Genomic DNA, 14,796 nt, shown 5'->3' on the forward strand with positions numbered 1-14,796 from the left:
CCCTACATTGATGAATACTTTTCCCTGATTGAATCTGGTGAGCTTCCTGTATGCGAGGAACAGCGCTTACTTATGAGTTATGTGAGAAAAATATTATCTCGTGATGATATTTATATAGATGACGATATGATTGAAAACAGCATTGATGTCCCGGCAAAATATTTTCCGTATAAACTTTATCCGTGGCAGAAATTTGTTAATGTTTTCATTTTCGGATTGCGCTGGAAGTCGGACAATACATTAGTTTTCAACCGATATTTTATATACATGGGTCGCGGTGGTGGAAAGAACGGTTATATTTCCTACAATTCTTTTTTTATGATGTCTAAAAAACATGGAATATCCAATTACGATATTGATATTGTGGCAACAAGTGAAGACCAGGCAAAGCGGTCTTTTCTGGATGTTTATAACGTATTGGAAGATACCAAGAATTTAGATCGATTAAAGAAAGCCTTTTATCGTTCAAAAGTAGAGATTCGTAATAACTCAACTAAGAGTTCTATGCAATATAACACTTCAAATGCAAGAACCAAGGATGGTAAGCGTCCCGGCTGTGTGATTTTCGATGAAGAACACGAATACGATAACTACGATACGATTAAAGTTTTCACAAGTGGTGGGGGTAAAGTACAGGACTATCGTGAATTCCATATATCAACTGATGGAAATGTTCGGGGAGGCCCGTTGGATGATTTAAAGGATGAGGCTAAAATGATCCTGAACGGGGAAATCGGAATCGATGAATCCTCATTGTTTCCTTTCATTTGTAAATTGGACAAGCCTGAAGAAGTAGAAGACATAAACAATTGGGCAAAAGCTAATCCATCTTTACCTTACAATGAAGTTCTATTAAGAAAGATGAAGAGTGAGTATTCACAAATGCAAAGGAATGCAGCTATCCGTATCGAGTTCATGACAAAAAGGATGAACAGTCCTGTTGAGGATACTCGAAAAGCTGTTGCAACTTATGAAGATATTCTGGCTACCGAACAGCCGATGCCTGATTTCTCAGGGTTTGAGTGCATTGGTGCGGTTGACTTTGCACAAATACGAGACTTTTGTTCAGTTGGAGCATTATTTAAGCATGAAGGTAAGCGGTATTTTAAACACCATACTTTCATGCATCACACAGCACCTAAACTCCAAGATATCAATAAAGATATTATTCAACTCGCCATAAAAAAAGGATTGCTTACTGTTGTTTATGAAGCTTCTATTGATCGTAAGCATGTTGTAAATTGGTTTGTTGAACAAGCTCAAAAGCACCATTTTTTAAAAGTAGCAATGGACTTATACCGTTCAACTATTTTAAAAGATGCTTTTGAAGAGGCAGGATTTGAAGTTGAGATAGTGCGTAGAGGGCCAGCGACTCATGGGATGCTTGCTCCCCTGGTTGAGGAAATGTTTGTTAAAAAGGAAATTGTATTCGGGGATGATCCTCTCATGCGCTGGTATGTGAATAATGTTTATAAAGAAGAAAGAGCAAATGGTAATGTGGAGTATTTAAAAATAGATAAAGAGAAACGGAAAACAGATGGTTTTTTTGCTTTGCTGCATAGCCTGGTTCTCGATGATCAATTATTTGAATCAGAACCATTTGATCCATTTATGTTTAATGTAACGACATTCTAAAAGGGGGTGAATGAATTGGGATGGACTGATATGTTTAAGGGCCTGTTGTTTAAGGACGGTACTCTAACCGGGTACGAAATCAACTTAGATTTAATATTGGAATATCAGTATAAAAAGCTTGCTGTGGAGACATGCATAGATTTAATTGCTAACGCAATATCTACTTGCGAGTTCCAGACCTTTGAAAAGGGTGTACAGGTTAGAAAAAATAATTATTATTTATTTAATGTTTCTCCCAACCAAAATCAAAATTCATCAGAATTTCTTCATGAGCTTGTTCATCATTTATGTTATGACAATGAATGTCTGGTCATTATGCAGGATGGTATGCTTTATGTTGCTGATGATTATGAAACGGTTGAGTACGCCATGAAAGAAAATTATTACAAAAATGTTCAGGTTGGAGAGTTCACCTTTAATAAAAACTTCCGAGAAAGTGAAGTCCTGCACTTTAAGTTAAGTGATGAAAATATTCGTAAAGTGATAGACCTTCTATATGAATCTTATGGAAAGATTCTGTCCTCTGCCATGGGAATTTATAAAAGGGCAAATGCTAAAAGGTTCCTAGTTAAAGGGAAATTTTTGAAATCCCACAATGAAAAAGAACAAGAAGCTGCTAATGAATTATTTAATCGGCAATTTAAAGCTTGGCTAGAGGCAGATAAAGCAGGGGCTATGATGCATATTGGTGACAATGTTGCACTAGAAGACATGAGCGGAAATGGCAAGGGAGGAAATCCTGTAGCTAACAGCCGTGATATACGAGCTTTAGTTGACGATATTTTCGACTTTACTGCCTTGGGGTTCCATGTGCCTAAGGCGTTATTAAAAGGGGATCTTGCTGATATAGAAAAGCAGGTTGATAGCTTCCTGATGTTCTGTATTAAGCCAATCGCTAACCTGTTAAACGCTGAATTTAATCGAAAGATTTTTGAGAAAGAAGAATATCTTCAAAGATCATATATTAAAATCGATACTTCAAAAATTAAAATCTTGGATATCGTTAATTTAGCAACAGCAGCAGATAAGTTCTTTGCTATTGGTGTTAATAGCATCAATGATAACTTGGAATTGTTGGGAAGAGAGCCACTAAATGAGGATTGGGCAGACAAACGTTTCGTTACCAAAAACTATCAAATGGTTGAGGATGTAGAAAGCTTGGAAGGGGGTGAGTAAATTGAGGAAATTTAAAAATGATAAGTACAATCATCTTGCGTCAATCAATCACCAGTTTAAGGCAGAGGCCGGGGAGGAAAATTCTACTTTAACTATCTATGGAGACATAGGGGAGTCATGGTGGGGAGAGTCTACTTCTGCAAAAGACGTGGAAAGCGCGTTGAAAAGTGTCACATCAAGCACCCTTACAGTACACATAAACAGTCCAGGTGGAGATGTTTTTGATGGGATTGCAATTTATAACCAATTAAAAAATCATTCAGCGAAGGTCATTGTTTACGTAGATGGCCTTGCGGCTTCAGCTGCATCTATTATAGCCATGGCGGCGGATGAATTGATTATGAATACTGGCTCCATGCTGATGATTCATGAAGCGTCTACATTTACCTGGGGAACTAAAGCAGATATCAAGAAAACTTTAAATGCTTTAGAAGGTATCGATAAATCGATTGCCGATATTTATATGACCCGTTATCAGGGTGAACGTTCTGAAATTGAAACGTTAATTGAAAATGAAACATGGTTCACTTCGAGTGAGGCTGTAGAATTAGGCCTTGCAGATAAAGTCAAAGATGTCCAGGAAGAAGAGGAGTTGGATCCAGAAGAATTTAAAAACTCAATTCTTCAAAAGTTCCGCAATAAAAACAGGCAAACAACAGTAGTTGCTCGCGATGACAATAGCAATATAGTTGCAAAGAGTGTACTGGATAACTTCAAGCGCCAATAGGCGTTTTTATTTTGCTTAAAAATAGGAGGAAAAAACAAAATGAAAAACCAAAAAAGATTTCTAATGCCATTAAATATTCAGCTTTTCGGTGGTACAGGTGTCCAAAACCTTGACCGGTCTGTAATCGAAAATAAAGAAGCACAAATAACGGCAATGCAGGAAGCATTCGAAAAGGGAGATGCTCAGGCTGTTGCGGAACGTATCGTAACAAATATGGAAAGCAACATGATTCATATTCAGGATATGATGAATTCAGTTATTAAAGAAGCTCAGCAGGCAAAAGATGAAAATTGGGATGCTCAAGTGCTTGCCTCCCGTGGAATCCGAGTGCTAACAAGTGAAGAGAAAAAGTTCTATAATGCTGCAATTGAGGCACAATCCTTTGATGAGGTCCATAAGTTAATGCCTCCAACAGTGTTCCAGCGTGTATTTGAGGATTTAGAAAAGGAACATCCTTTACTTTCTCTAATCAACATGCAGACCACTGGTGCGGTTACTCAATGGGTTCTACGTCGTCCTGGAGCATCAGCTGCATTCTGGGGTGATGTAACAGCAGCGATTCAGGAAATGGTTGACGAAGGTTTTTATACTGTGGAAATGGGCATGTTCAAGCTTAGCGGATTCTTAGTAGTATCAAAAGCAATGTTTGAATTGGGTCCTGATTGGCTGGATAAATATGTTCGAACTTTCATGGCTGAGGTTGTGGCAGAAGAATTAGAGAATGTTGTAGTAAATGGAACTGGTAACAAGCAGCCGATTGGTATGACTAGAGATTTAGAAGGAGCTGTGGTTGGTGGAGAATATCCTCTTAAGACACCAGTAACTCTTAATGACTTTACTCCAGCAACAATCGGAAAAGAAATTCTGGCACCAACAACTAAGAATGGAACACGCAGGTACACGGGAGTTACATTGATTGTTAACCCTTTGGATTATGCTGCTAAATTCTTTGCATTAGGAGCTAAACAGAAGGATGATGGCACTTGGACTTACGATAATTTCTCTGTACCAGGACTTACAATGGTTCAATCCCCAGCTGTTCCCTTGAACAGAATGATTGCAGGAAAACCAAAGGACTATTTCATGGGTGTTGCAACGAATCAAAAGCTTGAGTCTACAGATGTATTAAGAATGATTGAAGACCAGAGGTTATATCTTATCCGTCAACTAGCCAATGGAAAGCCTTTAGATGCAGACTCATTTACTGTCTTTGACATCACTGCCATCGGTTCCACAACACCGACACCATAATTAATTTAAACTAACATTTGGAGGGATTCATATGTATGAAGTAATTAATGATTTCTATGAAAAACATCATAAAAATACACTTTACAAAAAGGGTGACACATATCCTAAAGATCCATATAAAGCAGATCCTAAGCGGGTTGAATACCTGCAAAAGGATGAAAATGATTATAAAATGCCTTTCCTCGGTGAGGAAATAAAAAAGGAAAGTAAAAAGAAATCTTCAAAGTCTGAATCCAAAGAGTAGGTGATTCAATTGGATGAGGCACTATTGAGTGTTCTTTTGGAAGAACTAAAGGGAACTCTTCGGATTACTTGGATTGATGAAGATGCAGAGCTGAAAAAGATAATTAAACGTGCTGAGGCGTACTTGCAGGATTTGTGCAGTACGTCTTTTGATTTTTCTAAAGAGGATCAACCCAAAACGTTACTTCTGGAAAGGTGCCGTTATGTCTATAACAATGCAGCCGATGAATTCGAAAAGAACTTCCACCATGAGCTCTCTCGATTAATTTTCAAAGTGGGTATTAAGCAGGTGGTTATTGAAGATGGAACAGTATAGAGAGACATTTAATGATGGTGTATTGGTGTACGGACATAAAATAACTAAACGTTCAGAAACTGGAAAGAGAATTGGGGAGACTTTCACAGCAGAAGGCAAACTTTTCTTTCGGGAGATGTCCTGCCGTCAAAGTGATTATGAATTTTCTAATGCAATTGGATCTCGTCTGGATTTGAAAGTAAAGACACCGTACCCCCCATCTTTCCGGAAGATTGATAAAAATAAACTGCTGGTTCAAATAGATGGTATTGGTTATGAAATTATAAATGTCGATCATGATACGACTAAGCAATTTTTATTCTTTTTACTCCAGAGAGTGGGTGGAATTAATGAATGAGAAGTCTAAAGAAAAAATGCTCGAACAGAAGAAATCAATTGTGGATGGATTGCAAAACCATTTTCCGAATATCCCACTTTTCCAGGATGAAATTGCAGAGGATGAAGAACAACTCTTTAAAGATTCTAAATACCACCTGTCAATATTGATTATGGGGGATTTCAGCACAACAGATTCTGCTGTCAGGCTTTCTCAAACTCTATCAATCGAGTATTACTCAGAGGAACGGGATGATGTAGATGAAACCCTTTTGGATATTATATCTATTGTAGATGCGGTTCCAGCGGTTAATTTTCGAAGGAGCAGGAAGGTCAGAATGAAGGTTGCTAACACTGATCGTTTTGTGGATGTTGTAACCATAGAATTTGAAAGGTTTGTTAAGTATGGCTGCTGAATTTGAATTTAATCATTCTGAATTTGACCGGTTACATGAAAATCTAATTCAGCTAGGTGATAAAGCGGAAGAGACAATGAATAACTCTTTAGCAAAGAGAGCAGAAGATGTCATTGTCCCAAGAATAACTGATCTAATACCCATATCAAGAAATTCGAATGGACAAGGTGTAAGAGATAAAATACACGCTAGAAATTTAGTCTGGCATAAGAAAGAACTAGGAAACCTTTCTGTCACCATTAAATCAAAAGGTGGAGCTGCAAATAAAAGAGGTTCTCTTGGATATCTTGTTTTCCCTGATGAAGGCCGGGGCAGCAGTAACCCTGTAGCACACCACTTTATGGCAAGAGGTCTTGAAGAGGGGACGCCTGAATTAGTTGGTGGATTACAGGAAGACTTAATTAGAAGAATAGAGGAGGAATTATAGTGGCAACAGTCGTTACTGAATTTGATGCTGTTTCTTTAAAAAATGTATCTGCGCAGTTCAAGACTGGAGGTACCCCAGCTGTAGGTACATCGTTTGGCTGTGCGGGTTCAATTGAGGGAGAAACAGAAAGTGTTGTTATTGAGAAAAAATGTGCAGGAATGACACAAAAATCAATTGCTAAACCTCAAAAGATGACTTTGACTTATGCAGGTCATTTGCCAGTTGCAGTATTACGGGATGTGTTTGGCTTGTCCAATACAGGATTAAAGCCAGGTGTGTATTCCTATGGTCAAAGTTCAAAACCTAAAGAATTTATCTTAACTGGAGATGTGGTAGATGAATTTGAAGATGTTACAAAATTGATCGCTTTTCCTGCTGTTACAAGCTCTACAGGCTTGAAAATACAGTCCATTGAAAATGGAGCAGAGGAAGTTGCCCAAATCGAGTTAGAATTCACTGTGCTGCCTGATAACGCTGGTCAATTTTATTACGAAGCACTTGTACCTGAACTTGATGATCAGACAGTTGCTGAACAATGGCATTCAGCTTTTACCCGGACGTTAGTGGAAGCAACACCGGCACCATAAATAAATTTTGAAGAGCCTGCTTGAATAGTAGGTTCTTTCTTTATTTTAGAGGAGGAATAAAAATGGGTAAGAAAATCCATACAATCACTTTAAGGGAATTAGAGTTTGTTGAAATAGAAGGTGAGTACAAAGAGGTTTATAAAAATGAAAAAAAATACCCTCTTTTCCTAAGTAATCATTCTTTAAGGCGAGGCCGGGATATGGGGCTTGTTCGTTCCAGTATGATCAATGACCTGCTAGGGATGGAAAAGAGCGTTAAAGGCAAAGAGGATGATGAAGCAGCAAGAGAATTAATAAATGATCTGTCAGAAGAGAAAATGCACAATGTCATTTATTTAGCCTTTTTAGGGGCAAACCCAAGATCAGAATATACCATTGATGATTTCCTTCAAAGATATCACCTTGATTATACAGAAACTCTCAATCTATATTTAGAAATCTTAAAATCATCTGTTGATGGTGGTAGCAATAAATTCGCTGCAGGACTTCGTAAATCAACTAAAAAACCAAGTTCCAAGGAAAAAAAGTAAAGCCTCCACAACTTGATTTTGAGTGCGTGGAGGATAAATATGTTTGGTTCGTTCTGGGTCAAGGTATGGACCCGGATTTTTTTTGGCATGAACCTATAGCGAATGTTGAACGCGCCTTTGAAAGTGCAATCTCTTTCAAAGGATGGACCAACAATCCATCCACAACGTGAAGGAGGTGTAATAGTTGGCAAGTAATAACGAAGCCCAGATTAAGGTCTCTGTTTTTAATCAGGAATTTAATAAGGGCATGAAAGAAATGGGCGCAGAATCAGGTAAGCTAAAACGTGAATTTCAGCTTCAGCAAGAGCAGATGAAGCATACTGCTTCCGAAACAGATAAGCTTAGCGCCACTGTGGAATACCTTCAAAAACAACAGGCATTGGCCACTCAAAAAGTGGCAGAAACTGAAAGGCAATTGGAAGCAGTTAAGGCTCAATACGGTGAAAATTCACAGGCAGTGAAAGACATGGAGAGGCGCCTGGATTATGCCCGAATTGAAGAGCAACGCCTAGCGAATCAAATTGTAGAAACCAACCAGGAACTTGAAGAACAAACTCAGCAAACTGACCAGGCTGGGGATAAGCTAAAAGAATTTGGCGGGAAAATGTCCGGGATAGGGCAAACCCTCACCACCGGTCTAACATTGCCATTAGTTGGTGTGGGAGTCGCGGCAGTAAATGCTGCTAGTGATTTTGAGTCGGCTTCTGGCCGTTTGCAAACGCAACTAGGCCTCACTGAAGAACAAACCAAGGAACTAGACCAAGTTGCTAAAAATTTATGGAAAAATGCATTTAGCGCAAGCGTTGAAGAGGCATCGGATGCTGTAGCTGTTATTTATCAGCAACTAGGTAATTTGCCAGCTTCAGAAATTGAAGCCGTAGCTGAGAGCGCTTTTACATTAGCAGACGCATTCGGTGTGGATATTAACGAGACTACTAGAGCGGCTTCCCAACTTATGCAACAGTTTGGTATAGATTCAGAAAAAGCCATGGACTTGCTTACTGTTGGGTTCCAGAGAGGTGGAGACTTCTCCGATGAACTTCTAGATACAATTGCGGAATATTCCACACAGTTTGCTAATTTAGGATTCTCAGCAGAACAAATGATGGGAATGTTTGCAAGCGGCGCGGAATCAGGAATCTTTAGTCTAGATAAATTAGGGGATACAGTTAAAGAAAGTTTCCTGCAAATCACCGATGGTGCCGATAATACCCGTTCTGCAATATCCGAATTAGGCCTTGACTTTAAGATGGTTGAAAGTGATCTCGCAGCTGGTGGTGATAAGGCAAATACTGCTTTTATGGCGGTAATGACGGCTATTGCTGGTGTGAGTAATGAAGCAGACCGTAATCGGTTAGCAATAGAGTTAATGGGTACTCCCCTTGAAGATTTAGGCCCACAATACCAGTCATTTTTTGCATCTGCTTCTGAAGGTATGACTGGTTTTGAAGGAGCTGCAAAAAGAGCATCGGAAACGATGAAAGACAACTTTGGAGCGGACTTAACTTCAACATTAAGAGAAACACAGGAAGCTCTTCTGCCTTTAGGGCAGACGGTTTTAGAAATTGTTCAGTCAGCCTTACCGGCAATCAGTGAATTAGCGAATAACTTTGCTAATTTGTCCCCTACCATTCAAAAAGTGATTCTTGCAGTAGCTGCATTTCTAGCTGCATCGGGTCCTTTGCTTATGTTCATTGGTTCAGTAGCCCAAGGCCTTGGTGCTATATTTGGACCAATAGGGAAACTAATATTAAAAATAAGACAATCTGCCGGAATAATGACTGCTCTTAGAACTGCATTATCTGCATTAACAGGCCCTATCGGACTTATTATTGCACTCGTTATCGGACTCGGAATAATCATTTACCAAAACTGGGATACAATCAGGGCTAAGACAATCGAAATATGGACCACTACAATAGAGTGGTTGAAAAGTGCCTGGGAGTCCATAAAAGTATTTTCATCAGAGACATGGACAGCAATAATAAACACCATTACGAATATTTGGAATGGTCTTGTCCTCTTCTTCACCAACACATGGGCAAGCATTCAAACCGGAATGACTTTAGCCTGGGAAGCTTTGAAACTTGCAATATCCATAGCATGGACAGCAATTGTAGATACTGTACAGGCAATCCTTTCGCCATTTATTCAAGGAGTCATCAACTATTTCAACAGCATGAAAGATGGAGTCAATCAAATCTTTGAAGGTTTGAAACTGTATTTTTCAGGAGTTTGGGACTTCATAAAAAATCTATTCTTAGGTTCACTTTTGTTGCTGTTAGACTTGGTAACCGGCGATTTTGGAAGCATGAAGACAAATGCCTCGCAAATATTCCAAAACTTAAGTGATGCTCTGAATGATATTTGGGAAGGTCTAAAGACAATATTCCAAGGGGCTTTAGATACCATAAAAGGATTTGTGTCCACTGCATGGGACCATATTAAATCCAATTCCACTACGATTTTTAATTCCATTAAAAGTTTTCTTTCAAGTACATGGGATTCGATAAAGACCTCTATAAGCAGTACAATCGAAACACTGAAAAATAATGCCGTTGCAAAGTTTGAGGCTTTAAAAACTTCTGTATCTGAGAAGATGAGCGCTGCACAAACCAAGGTGTCCGAAATTTGGAATGCGATAAAAACAATATCAACGAACTTACCTGAGACCATTAAAAACATAGTTAAGGAAAAGTTTGAAGGCTTAAAAAATGCTGTTAAAGAGAAAATGGATGGTGCAAAATCAAAAATCGAGGAAATCTGGAATAAGGCTAAAAACTTCTTGACTGATATTGATCTAACCCAGGTGGGAAAAGATATAGTCCAAGGATTGATTAATGGTATTGGTTCAATGCTAGGCTCATTAAGAAAAAAGGCGAAGGAAGTCGCTGATAGCATCAAGAGCAAAATCAGAGGAGCCTTAGAGATAAACTCTCCATCCCGTGTAACTACTGAATATGGTGAGTTTACTGGTGAAGGTCTTGGTGTGGGTATTCTGAGAATGAAAAAGTTTGTAGAAAGTGCAGCAGAAAAATTAGCTGAGTGGGCAACCCCTGTAATGAATACCGGATTCACTGCTTCAGCAAATCAAGGCATAAGTGAAGCCACAGCATCATCAATGATCGATAATAGGTCCATTTTTGTGACCGTTGTTAGTCAGCTGGATGGTTATGAGGTAGCCAGGAACCAATATGAGTATATAAATGGAATGCTTCAAAGTGATTATGGTCAATCCAGAAGATCAGTGGGAGTGAAGTGATATGGAAAAGAGTATTTTTAATTTCAAAATCTTATACGAAGATGGAGAATTAATTGACATGCATGAAGATTTGAGTCTTTGGGTTAGCTCCTTTCATATACCTTCCCCTGATTTTGATCATATTACTGAAAGCATTGACGGCCGTAGTGGAGAAATCATTCTTGAAACAACACTGAAAGGAAGAACGGTAAAAGCGTCTTTCTTAGCTGAATCTGTAAATCCAATTGAATTTGATAAGCATCGGGATAATCTTTTTCGTGTTTTTAATCCACTAAGGGAGTTTTATATTATAAGAGATCTACAACCGGGGAAAAGATTAAAAGCAAAAGTGAATACCATCTTAGATATTGATTATTTAACACCTGAAGATGGTGAATTCACACTAGAGTTTTTAATTTGCTCTGTCTTTATTGAATCTACTGGTACAACATTAAATCCAGAATGGGGATTCCAGGTGAAAACAAACGAAAATGTTCAATACACACATTCGACCCAATATTTTTCAATTTGGAATGACGGAGATATTGTGGTGGATCCCCGTGAACATTTTATAAAGTTGCTGTTTAATGGATCATCAGTAAATTTAAATATAAAAAACCTGACCACTGGTGATATATGGAGCTATTCAGGTAATACAACAGCGGGAGATAATATAGAGCTAAACGGGATCCGATCATTAAAGAACGGGTCCTCTATTTTTGGCCAGACGAATAAAAAGCTAATTACACTTGCACCAGGCATGAATGAATTCGAAATAACAGGGGCCATAGATCCTTTCGAAATTTCATTTGATTTTAGCTTTTTATATTTGTAGGAGGTGGTGATATTGGAAACAATTAATAAACAAATCATTTCTGTTGATTTGAAGAAGAGCACGATGATTCCATTACCGCAATTTATTCAAAATGACACCAATATCTTAGAAGTTCATGTTAAAGATAATGGCGATGAAGCAGACTTCACCAACATTGGGAAGGTCGTTGTCAATTATAAACGTCCGGATAAATTGGTTATTTCCAGGCTATTATCTGCATCAAATAATCTTGTTACCTACGAGATTGGCCTTCAGGAAATGGAAGTGGCAGGTCATGCCGAAGTAGAATTACAGTTTTTTAGTGCGGATGCTCTGCAAAGGATTTCAACAAAACGTTTTAAGGTATTTATGTATGAATCTATAGGAACGGATAACATTTTTGAAGATAGCGGAGATTTAACGATTCTTCAGGAATTGTTTGTGGAAGTTGAGGATCTCAATAACCGTATGGAATTGGCTGAATCTGACCGGGAATCAGCAGAGACTACAAGAGTAAATGCTGAAAGTGCAAGGACAGCAGCTGAGTCTGATAGGAGCACTGCTGAGGCAGGCAGAGTATCAGCAGAACAAGCAAGGATTACAGCTGAGACAGCCCGTCAAAACCAGGAGTCAACCAGGCAAACCAACGAGGATGTACGAGTTTCTCAAGAAAATGCTCGCAATGCTGCTGAACAATCCAGGCAGACCAATACACAAAACGCCATAGATAATGCTGTAGCAGCAACCAATAATGCAAATCAAGCTGCAGATAATGCTAATAGCATCGCAAACACATTAATCCATCGCGGAGAGTATGACCCGTTAGTTACTTACGTTCCAAGGAATGTGGTTTCCTATTTTGGTTCTGGATATATGAATATCGCAGAATCTACAGGAATTGACCCAACAAACAGCACAAATTGGCTTATGGTGTCTTCTAAAGGGGATCAAGGGATTCAGGGAATCCAGGGAGAGCCCGGGCCGAAAGGAGAGCCAGGAACAGGGAATGTAAATTCTGTAAATGGAAAATATGGTCCTGACATCGAGTTAAATGCTTCAGATGTTGGAGCTATCTCCGCAACAGAAAAAGGAGCTCCTAACGGTGTACCTACTCTAGATGAAAATGGAAAAGTGCCGGCTGATCAAATAGACAGTTCCGGATACGCACCGCAGACTGAATTTGCTCAATTGCAGGATGATGTTACTAGACATCAGGCGGATGATGTAAAACACATCACTGCTGCTGAAAGGACCTCATGGAATGCTAAGGAAACCCCGGACGGTGCCCGTATAAAGGTAGAACAGACGGATTTTAAGACATATAAGTCCGGAAAAGACAGTAATGGGATATTTACTACAGTTGAATATAAACGGTCGGACGAATCCCTTGCAATTAAATCAGTTCTAAGTGGAGGTACGAGTCCAAATTATACAACCAGGACGATTACTTATTATGATTTGGATGGCACAACTGTACAAAAAACCACTACGTTCACCCTCTCTTATGATGCTGACGGTGACTTGATAAGTGAGGTGTAATTATGATTGATATAAGAGAACACGGATTTGGAGCAGGAAAAAAAGCAACAATTATTTCTAAATTATCACCAAGATTCACAAAGTTATTTACACTTAATTCAGTGGGTACAGGCGAAACATATAGTGCCTCTTCATTAAAAATTGATAAAGTAAACAGGTATATTTACATTGGGACAAACCAAGGAAAAGCATATAAATATGATTTTGACGGAAACTTGCTTAAAACTTTTCTTTTATATAACAATTCTACATTGGTTGCTGTCAATGAAAGCAATGGGGATGTTCTTTTTTGGAGTAATGGTAAATTGTACGCCTATACGAAATCTGGCGATTTAAAATGGGGCCCTGTTAACGCTAATAGTGGGGGAAACACCGTTTTTTCGATGGAAGTCATAAGTGGTGTCGTTTGTTATGCCGATTCAGCTAGTATATATTTCAATAACGCAACAACTGGAGCATATATCAAGTCAATGTATATGGGTTATGCCCTATATGATATGGCAAAGAATGGTGCTGTTTGGCTGTGGGCGGGTAGTTCTGGTGGAAAAGTGTTTAAGCTATATATTCCTAGTGTAACGGAACAAACATTAAACTCTAATGGATCGGTAGGAGACCCGAATGGATCTTCCACTACAGCGGATATAAGGAGTGTCGGTATTTTAGAAGCTCCTACAAAACCATTCGGAAATATTGTTTATTTTGTCGATGGAACAAATACTATGTGGACCAAGAAAGCAAATGGCTTTGATAACCTAATGTCAGTACCTTGGCCAAGGAAAAATTCAAATTCTTCAAAGCTAGTTGCAGGAGCGGGTGAAATGGTTTTTGCTAATGGATTGTACTTTCAAATTTTTAAGAATTTAAATATCGTATATGAATACCAAATGGAAACGACTAATCAAATTTTGGATTTTAGAGGAGACCCAGATAGTGGGTTATATTTTTATATAACATCAACTGGTGAATTAACGGGCGTCAAGTATGAACAAAAGATATCATAGAAAGGGTGGTATGCTTGGTTATTCAATTTGCAAGAATAGATGAGGAACATGGACGTATAATCGGAATTGATTACATCAGAAAATCTACCCAGAGTGAAAATGAAATTGTATTTGAAGAAGAATTACCGTCTAACGCTCCACAGGAATTTGGCAAAACTACAAATTTAATTTTGAATTTGATTACAAATGAAATTACATTTGAGTTTATAAATAGACCATTAACACCTGAAGAAAAAATTGCGCAGCTTGAAAAAGACTTAGGTAATGTTCTTTTTGAAAGCGCAGCAGATAAGGCAAAGATTTCTGAATTAGAAATTGCACAGGGTGATCTTTTGATGGAAATAGCAATGCTAAAAATGGGAGGTAATGCTTAATGTGGTACACAACAATAAAACGTTATTATGATAATGGCCATCCTTCTTATAATGATGAAAGCTTAAAGACATTTGTTAAAGCTGGCATGATTACCGGAGTACAATATGAAGAAATTACAGGAGTACCTTACTTAGCGTAAAGGTCTTTTTTTATGAATTTCAGGAAGATTATACGCAGCAAGGTTTAAAGTTTTAATCATAAAA

At 38.4% G+C, this 14,796-nt stretch carries 17 protein-coding genes; all 17 read left to right on the forward strand.

Annotated elements, in window-relative coordinates; translation table 11 throughout:
• Nucleotides 1–72 precede the first annotated feature (72 nt).
• The 17 genes from PBF_RS21885 to PBF_RS25605 all read left to right on the forward strand — a co-directional run bounded on the left by PBF_RS21885 (nucleotide 73) and on the right by PBF_RS25605 (nucleotide 14,732).
• Nucleotides 73–1,635 (forward strand): terminase TerL endonuclease subunit, encoded by a 1,563-nt coding sequence (locus tag PBF_RS21885; protein ID WP_081757345.1) that lies wholly within the window; start codon nucleotides 73–75, stop codon nucleotides 1,633–1,635.
• Nucleotides 1,636–1,650: 15 nt separating this feature from the next.
• On the forward strand, nucleotides 1,651–2,811 hold the full coding sequence (locus PBF_RS21890) for a phage portal protein (RefSeq protein WP_152539721.1): 1,161 nt from the start codon (nucleotides 1,651–1,653) through the stop codon (nucleotides 2,809–2,811).
• Nucleotides 2,804–3,538 (forward strand): head maturation protease, ClpP-related, encoded by a 735-nt coding sequence (locus PBF_RS21895; protein WP_430515294.1) that lies wholly within the window; start codon nucleotides 2,804–2,806, stop codon nucleotides 3,536–3,538. Before PBF_RS21890 ends, PBF_RS21895 begins: the two co-directional genes overlap by 8 nt.
• Nucleotides 3,539–3,577: 39 nt before the next feature.
• The gene (locus tag PBF_RS21900; RefSeq protein WP_235192316.1) at nucleotides 3,578–4,789 is read left to right on the forward strand and encodes a phage major capsid protein; all 1,212 of its coding nucleotides are present in this window, start codon (nucleotides 3,578–3,580) and stop codon (nucleotides 4,787–4,789) included.
• 31 nt (nucleotides 4,790–4,820) lie between these two features.
• Nucleotides 4,821–5,033, forward strand: a complete 213-nt coding sequence (locus PBF_RS21905) for a hypothetical protein (protein ID WP_035332775.1) — start codon at nucleotides 4,821–4,823, stop codon at nucleotides 5,031–5,033.
• Between the two features lie 24 nt (nucleotides 5,034–5,057).
• A complete protein-coding gene (locus PBF_RS21910) occupies nucleotides 5,058–5,348 on the forward strand; it encodes a head-tail connector protein (RefSeq protein WP_235192317.1) in 291 nt (96 codons plus the stop codon).
• Nucleotides 5,335–5,685 carry a phage head closure protein gene (locus PBF_RS21915; RefSeq protein ID WP_035332777.1) on the forward strand — a complete coding sequence of 117 codons (351 nt, stop codon included), beginning with the start codon at nucleotides 5,335–5,337 and terminating at the stop codon, nucleotides 5,683–5,685. The genes PBF_RS21910 and PBF_RS21915 overlap by 14 nt, the downstream gene beginning before the upstream one ends.
• Nucleotides 5,678–6,079 carry a hypothetical protein gene (locus tag PBF_RS21920; RefSeq protein ID WP_051488977.1) on the forward strand — a complete coding sequence of 134 codons (402 nt, stop codon included), beginning with the start codon at nucleotides 5,678–5,680 and terminating at the stop codon, nucleotides 6,077–6,079. Before PBF_RS21915 ends, PBF_RS21920 begins: the two co-directional genes overlap by 8 nt.
• Nucleotides 6,069–6,506 (forward strand): hypothetical protein, encoded by a 438-nt coding sequence (locus tag PBF_RS21925; RefSeq protein ID WP_035332778.1) that lies wholly within the window; start codon nucleotides 6,069–6,071, stop codon nucleotides 6,504–6,506. The genes PBF_RS21920 and PBF_RS21925 overlap by 11 nt, the downstream gene beginning before the upstream one ends.
• Complete coding sequence (locus tag PBF_RS21930; RefSeq protein ID WP_035332779.1) at nucleotides 6,506–7,093, forward strand: hypothetical protein; 588 nt, start codon at nucleotides 6,506–6,508, stop codon at nucleotides 7,091–7,093. Before PBF_RS21925 ends, PBF_RS21930 begins: the two co-directional genes overlap by 1 nt.
• Nucleotides 7,094–7,155: 62 nt before the next feature.
• The gene (locus tag PBF_RS21935) at nucleotides 7,156–7,623 is read left to right on the forward strand and encodes a hypothetical protein (RefSeq protein ID WP_035332780.1); all 468 of its coding nucleotides are present in this window, start codon (nucleotides 7,156–7,158) and stop codon (nucleotides 7,621–7,623) included.
• 184 nt (nucleotides 7,624–7,807) lie between these two features.
• Nucleotides 7,808–10,885 carry a phage tail tape measure protein gene (locus PBF_RS21940; protein ID WP_035332781.1) on the forward strand — a complete coding sequence of 1,026 codons (3,078 nt, stop codon included), beginning with the start codon at nucleotides 7,808–7,810 and terminating at the stop codon, nucleotides 10,883–10,885.
• Between the two features lies 1 nt (nucleotide 10,886).
• Nucleotides 10,887–11,699 (forward strand): phage tail domain-containing protein, encoded by an 813-nt coding sequence (locus PBF_RS21945; RefSeq protein WP_035332782.1) that lies wholly within the window; start codon nucleotides 10,887–10,889, stop codon nucleotides 11,697–11,699.
• A gap of 12 nt (nucleotides 11,700–11,711) precedes the next feature.
• A complete protein-coding gene (locus tag PBF_RS25035) occupies nucleotides 11,712–13,217 on the forward strand; it encodes a hypothetical protein (protein WP_051488978.1) in 1,506 nt (501 codons plus the stop codon).
• A gap of 2 nt (nucleotides 13,218–13,219) precedes the next feature.
• The gene (locus PBF_RS21955) at nucleotides 13,220–14,218 is read left to right on the forward strand and encodes a hypothetical protein (RefSeq protein ID WP_035332784.1); all 999 of its coding nucleotides are present in this window, start codon (nucleotides 13,220–13,222) and stop codon (nucleotides 14,216–14,218) included.
• Nucleotides 14,219–14,232: 14 nt separating this feature from the next.
• Nucleotides 14,233–14,592, forward strand: coding sequence for a hypothetical protein (locus PBF_RS21960; protein ID WP_035332785.1), 360 nt, complete (start codon nucleotides 14,233–14,235; stop codon nucleotides 14,590–14,592).
• Complete coding sequence (locus PBF_RS25605) at nucleotides 14,592–14,732, forward strand: XkdX family protein (RefSeq protein WP_081757344.1); 141 nt, start codon at nucleotides 14,592–14,594, stop codon at nucleotides 14,730–14,732. The genes PBF_RS21960 and PBF_RS25605 overlap by 1 nt, the downstream gene beginning before the upstream one ends.
• Nucleotides 14,733–14,796 lie beyond the last annotated feature (64 nt).

The organism is Cytobacillus firmus DS1, assembly GCF_000565285.1.
Lineage (GTDB): Bacteria > Bacillota > Bacilli > Bacillales > Cytobacillaceae > Cytobacillus > Cytobacillus firmus_A.

What these genes read in the sequence shown, in the direction of transcription:
- PBF_RS21905 (WP_035332775.1), top strand. Translation starts at nt 4,821, where the DNA reads ATGTATGAAGTAATTAATGATTTCTATGAAAAACATCATAAAAATACA.
- PBF_RS21935 (WP_035332780.1), top strand. Translation starts at nt 7,156, where the DNA reads ATGGGTAAGAAAATCCATACAATCACTTTAAGGGAATTAGAGTTTGTT.
- PBF_RS21900 (WP_235192316.1), top strand. Translation starts at nt 3,578, where the DNA reads ATGAAAAACCAAAAAAGATTTCTAATGCCATTAAATATTCAGCTTTTC.
- PBF_RS21885 (WP_081757345.1), top strand. Translation starts at nt 73, where the DNA reads ATGAGTTATGTGAGAAAAATATTATCTCGTGATGATATTTATATAGAT.
- PBF_RS25605 (WP_081757344.1), top strand. Translation starts at nt 14,592, where the DNA reads ATGTGGTACACAACAATAAAACGTTATTATGATAATGGCCATCCTTCT.
- PBF_RS21920 (WP_051488977.1), top strand. Translation starts at nt 5,678, where the DNA reads ATGAATGAGAAGTCTAAAGAAAAAATGCTCGAACAGAAGAAATCAATT.
- PBF_RS21955 (WP_035332784.1), top strand. Translation starts at nt 13,220, where the DNA reads ATGATTGATATAAGAGAACACGGATTTGGAGCAGGAAAAAAAGCAACA.
- PBF_RS21925 (WP_035332778.1), top strand. Translation starts at nt 6,069, where the DNA reads ATGGCTGCTGAATTTGAATTTAATCATTCTGAATTTGACCGGTTACAT.
- PBF_RS21945 (WP_035332782.1), top strand. Translation starts at nt 10,887, where the DNA reads ATGGAAAAGAGTATTTTTAATTTCAAAATCTTATACGAAGATGGAGAA.
- PBF_RS21915 (WP_035332777.1), top strand. Translation starts at nt 5,335, where the DNA reads ATGGAACAGTATAGAGAGACATTTAATGATGGTGTATTGGTGTACGGA.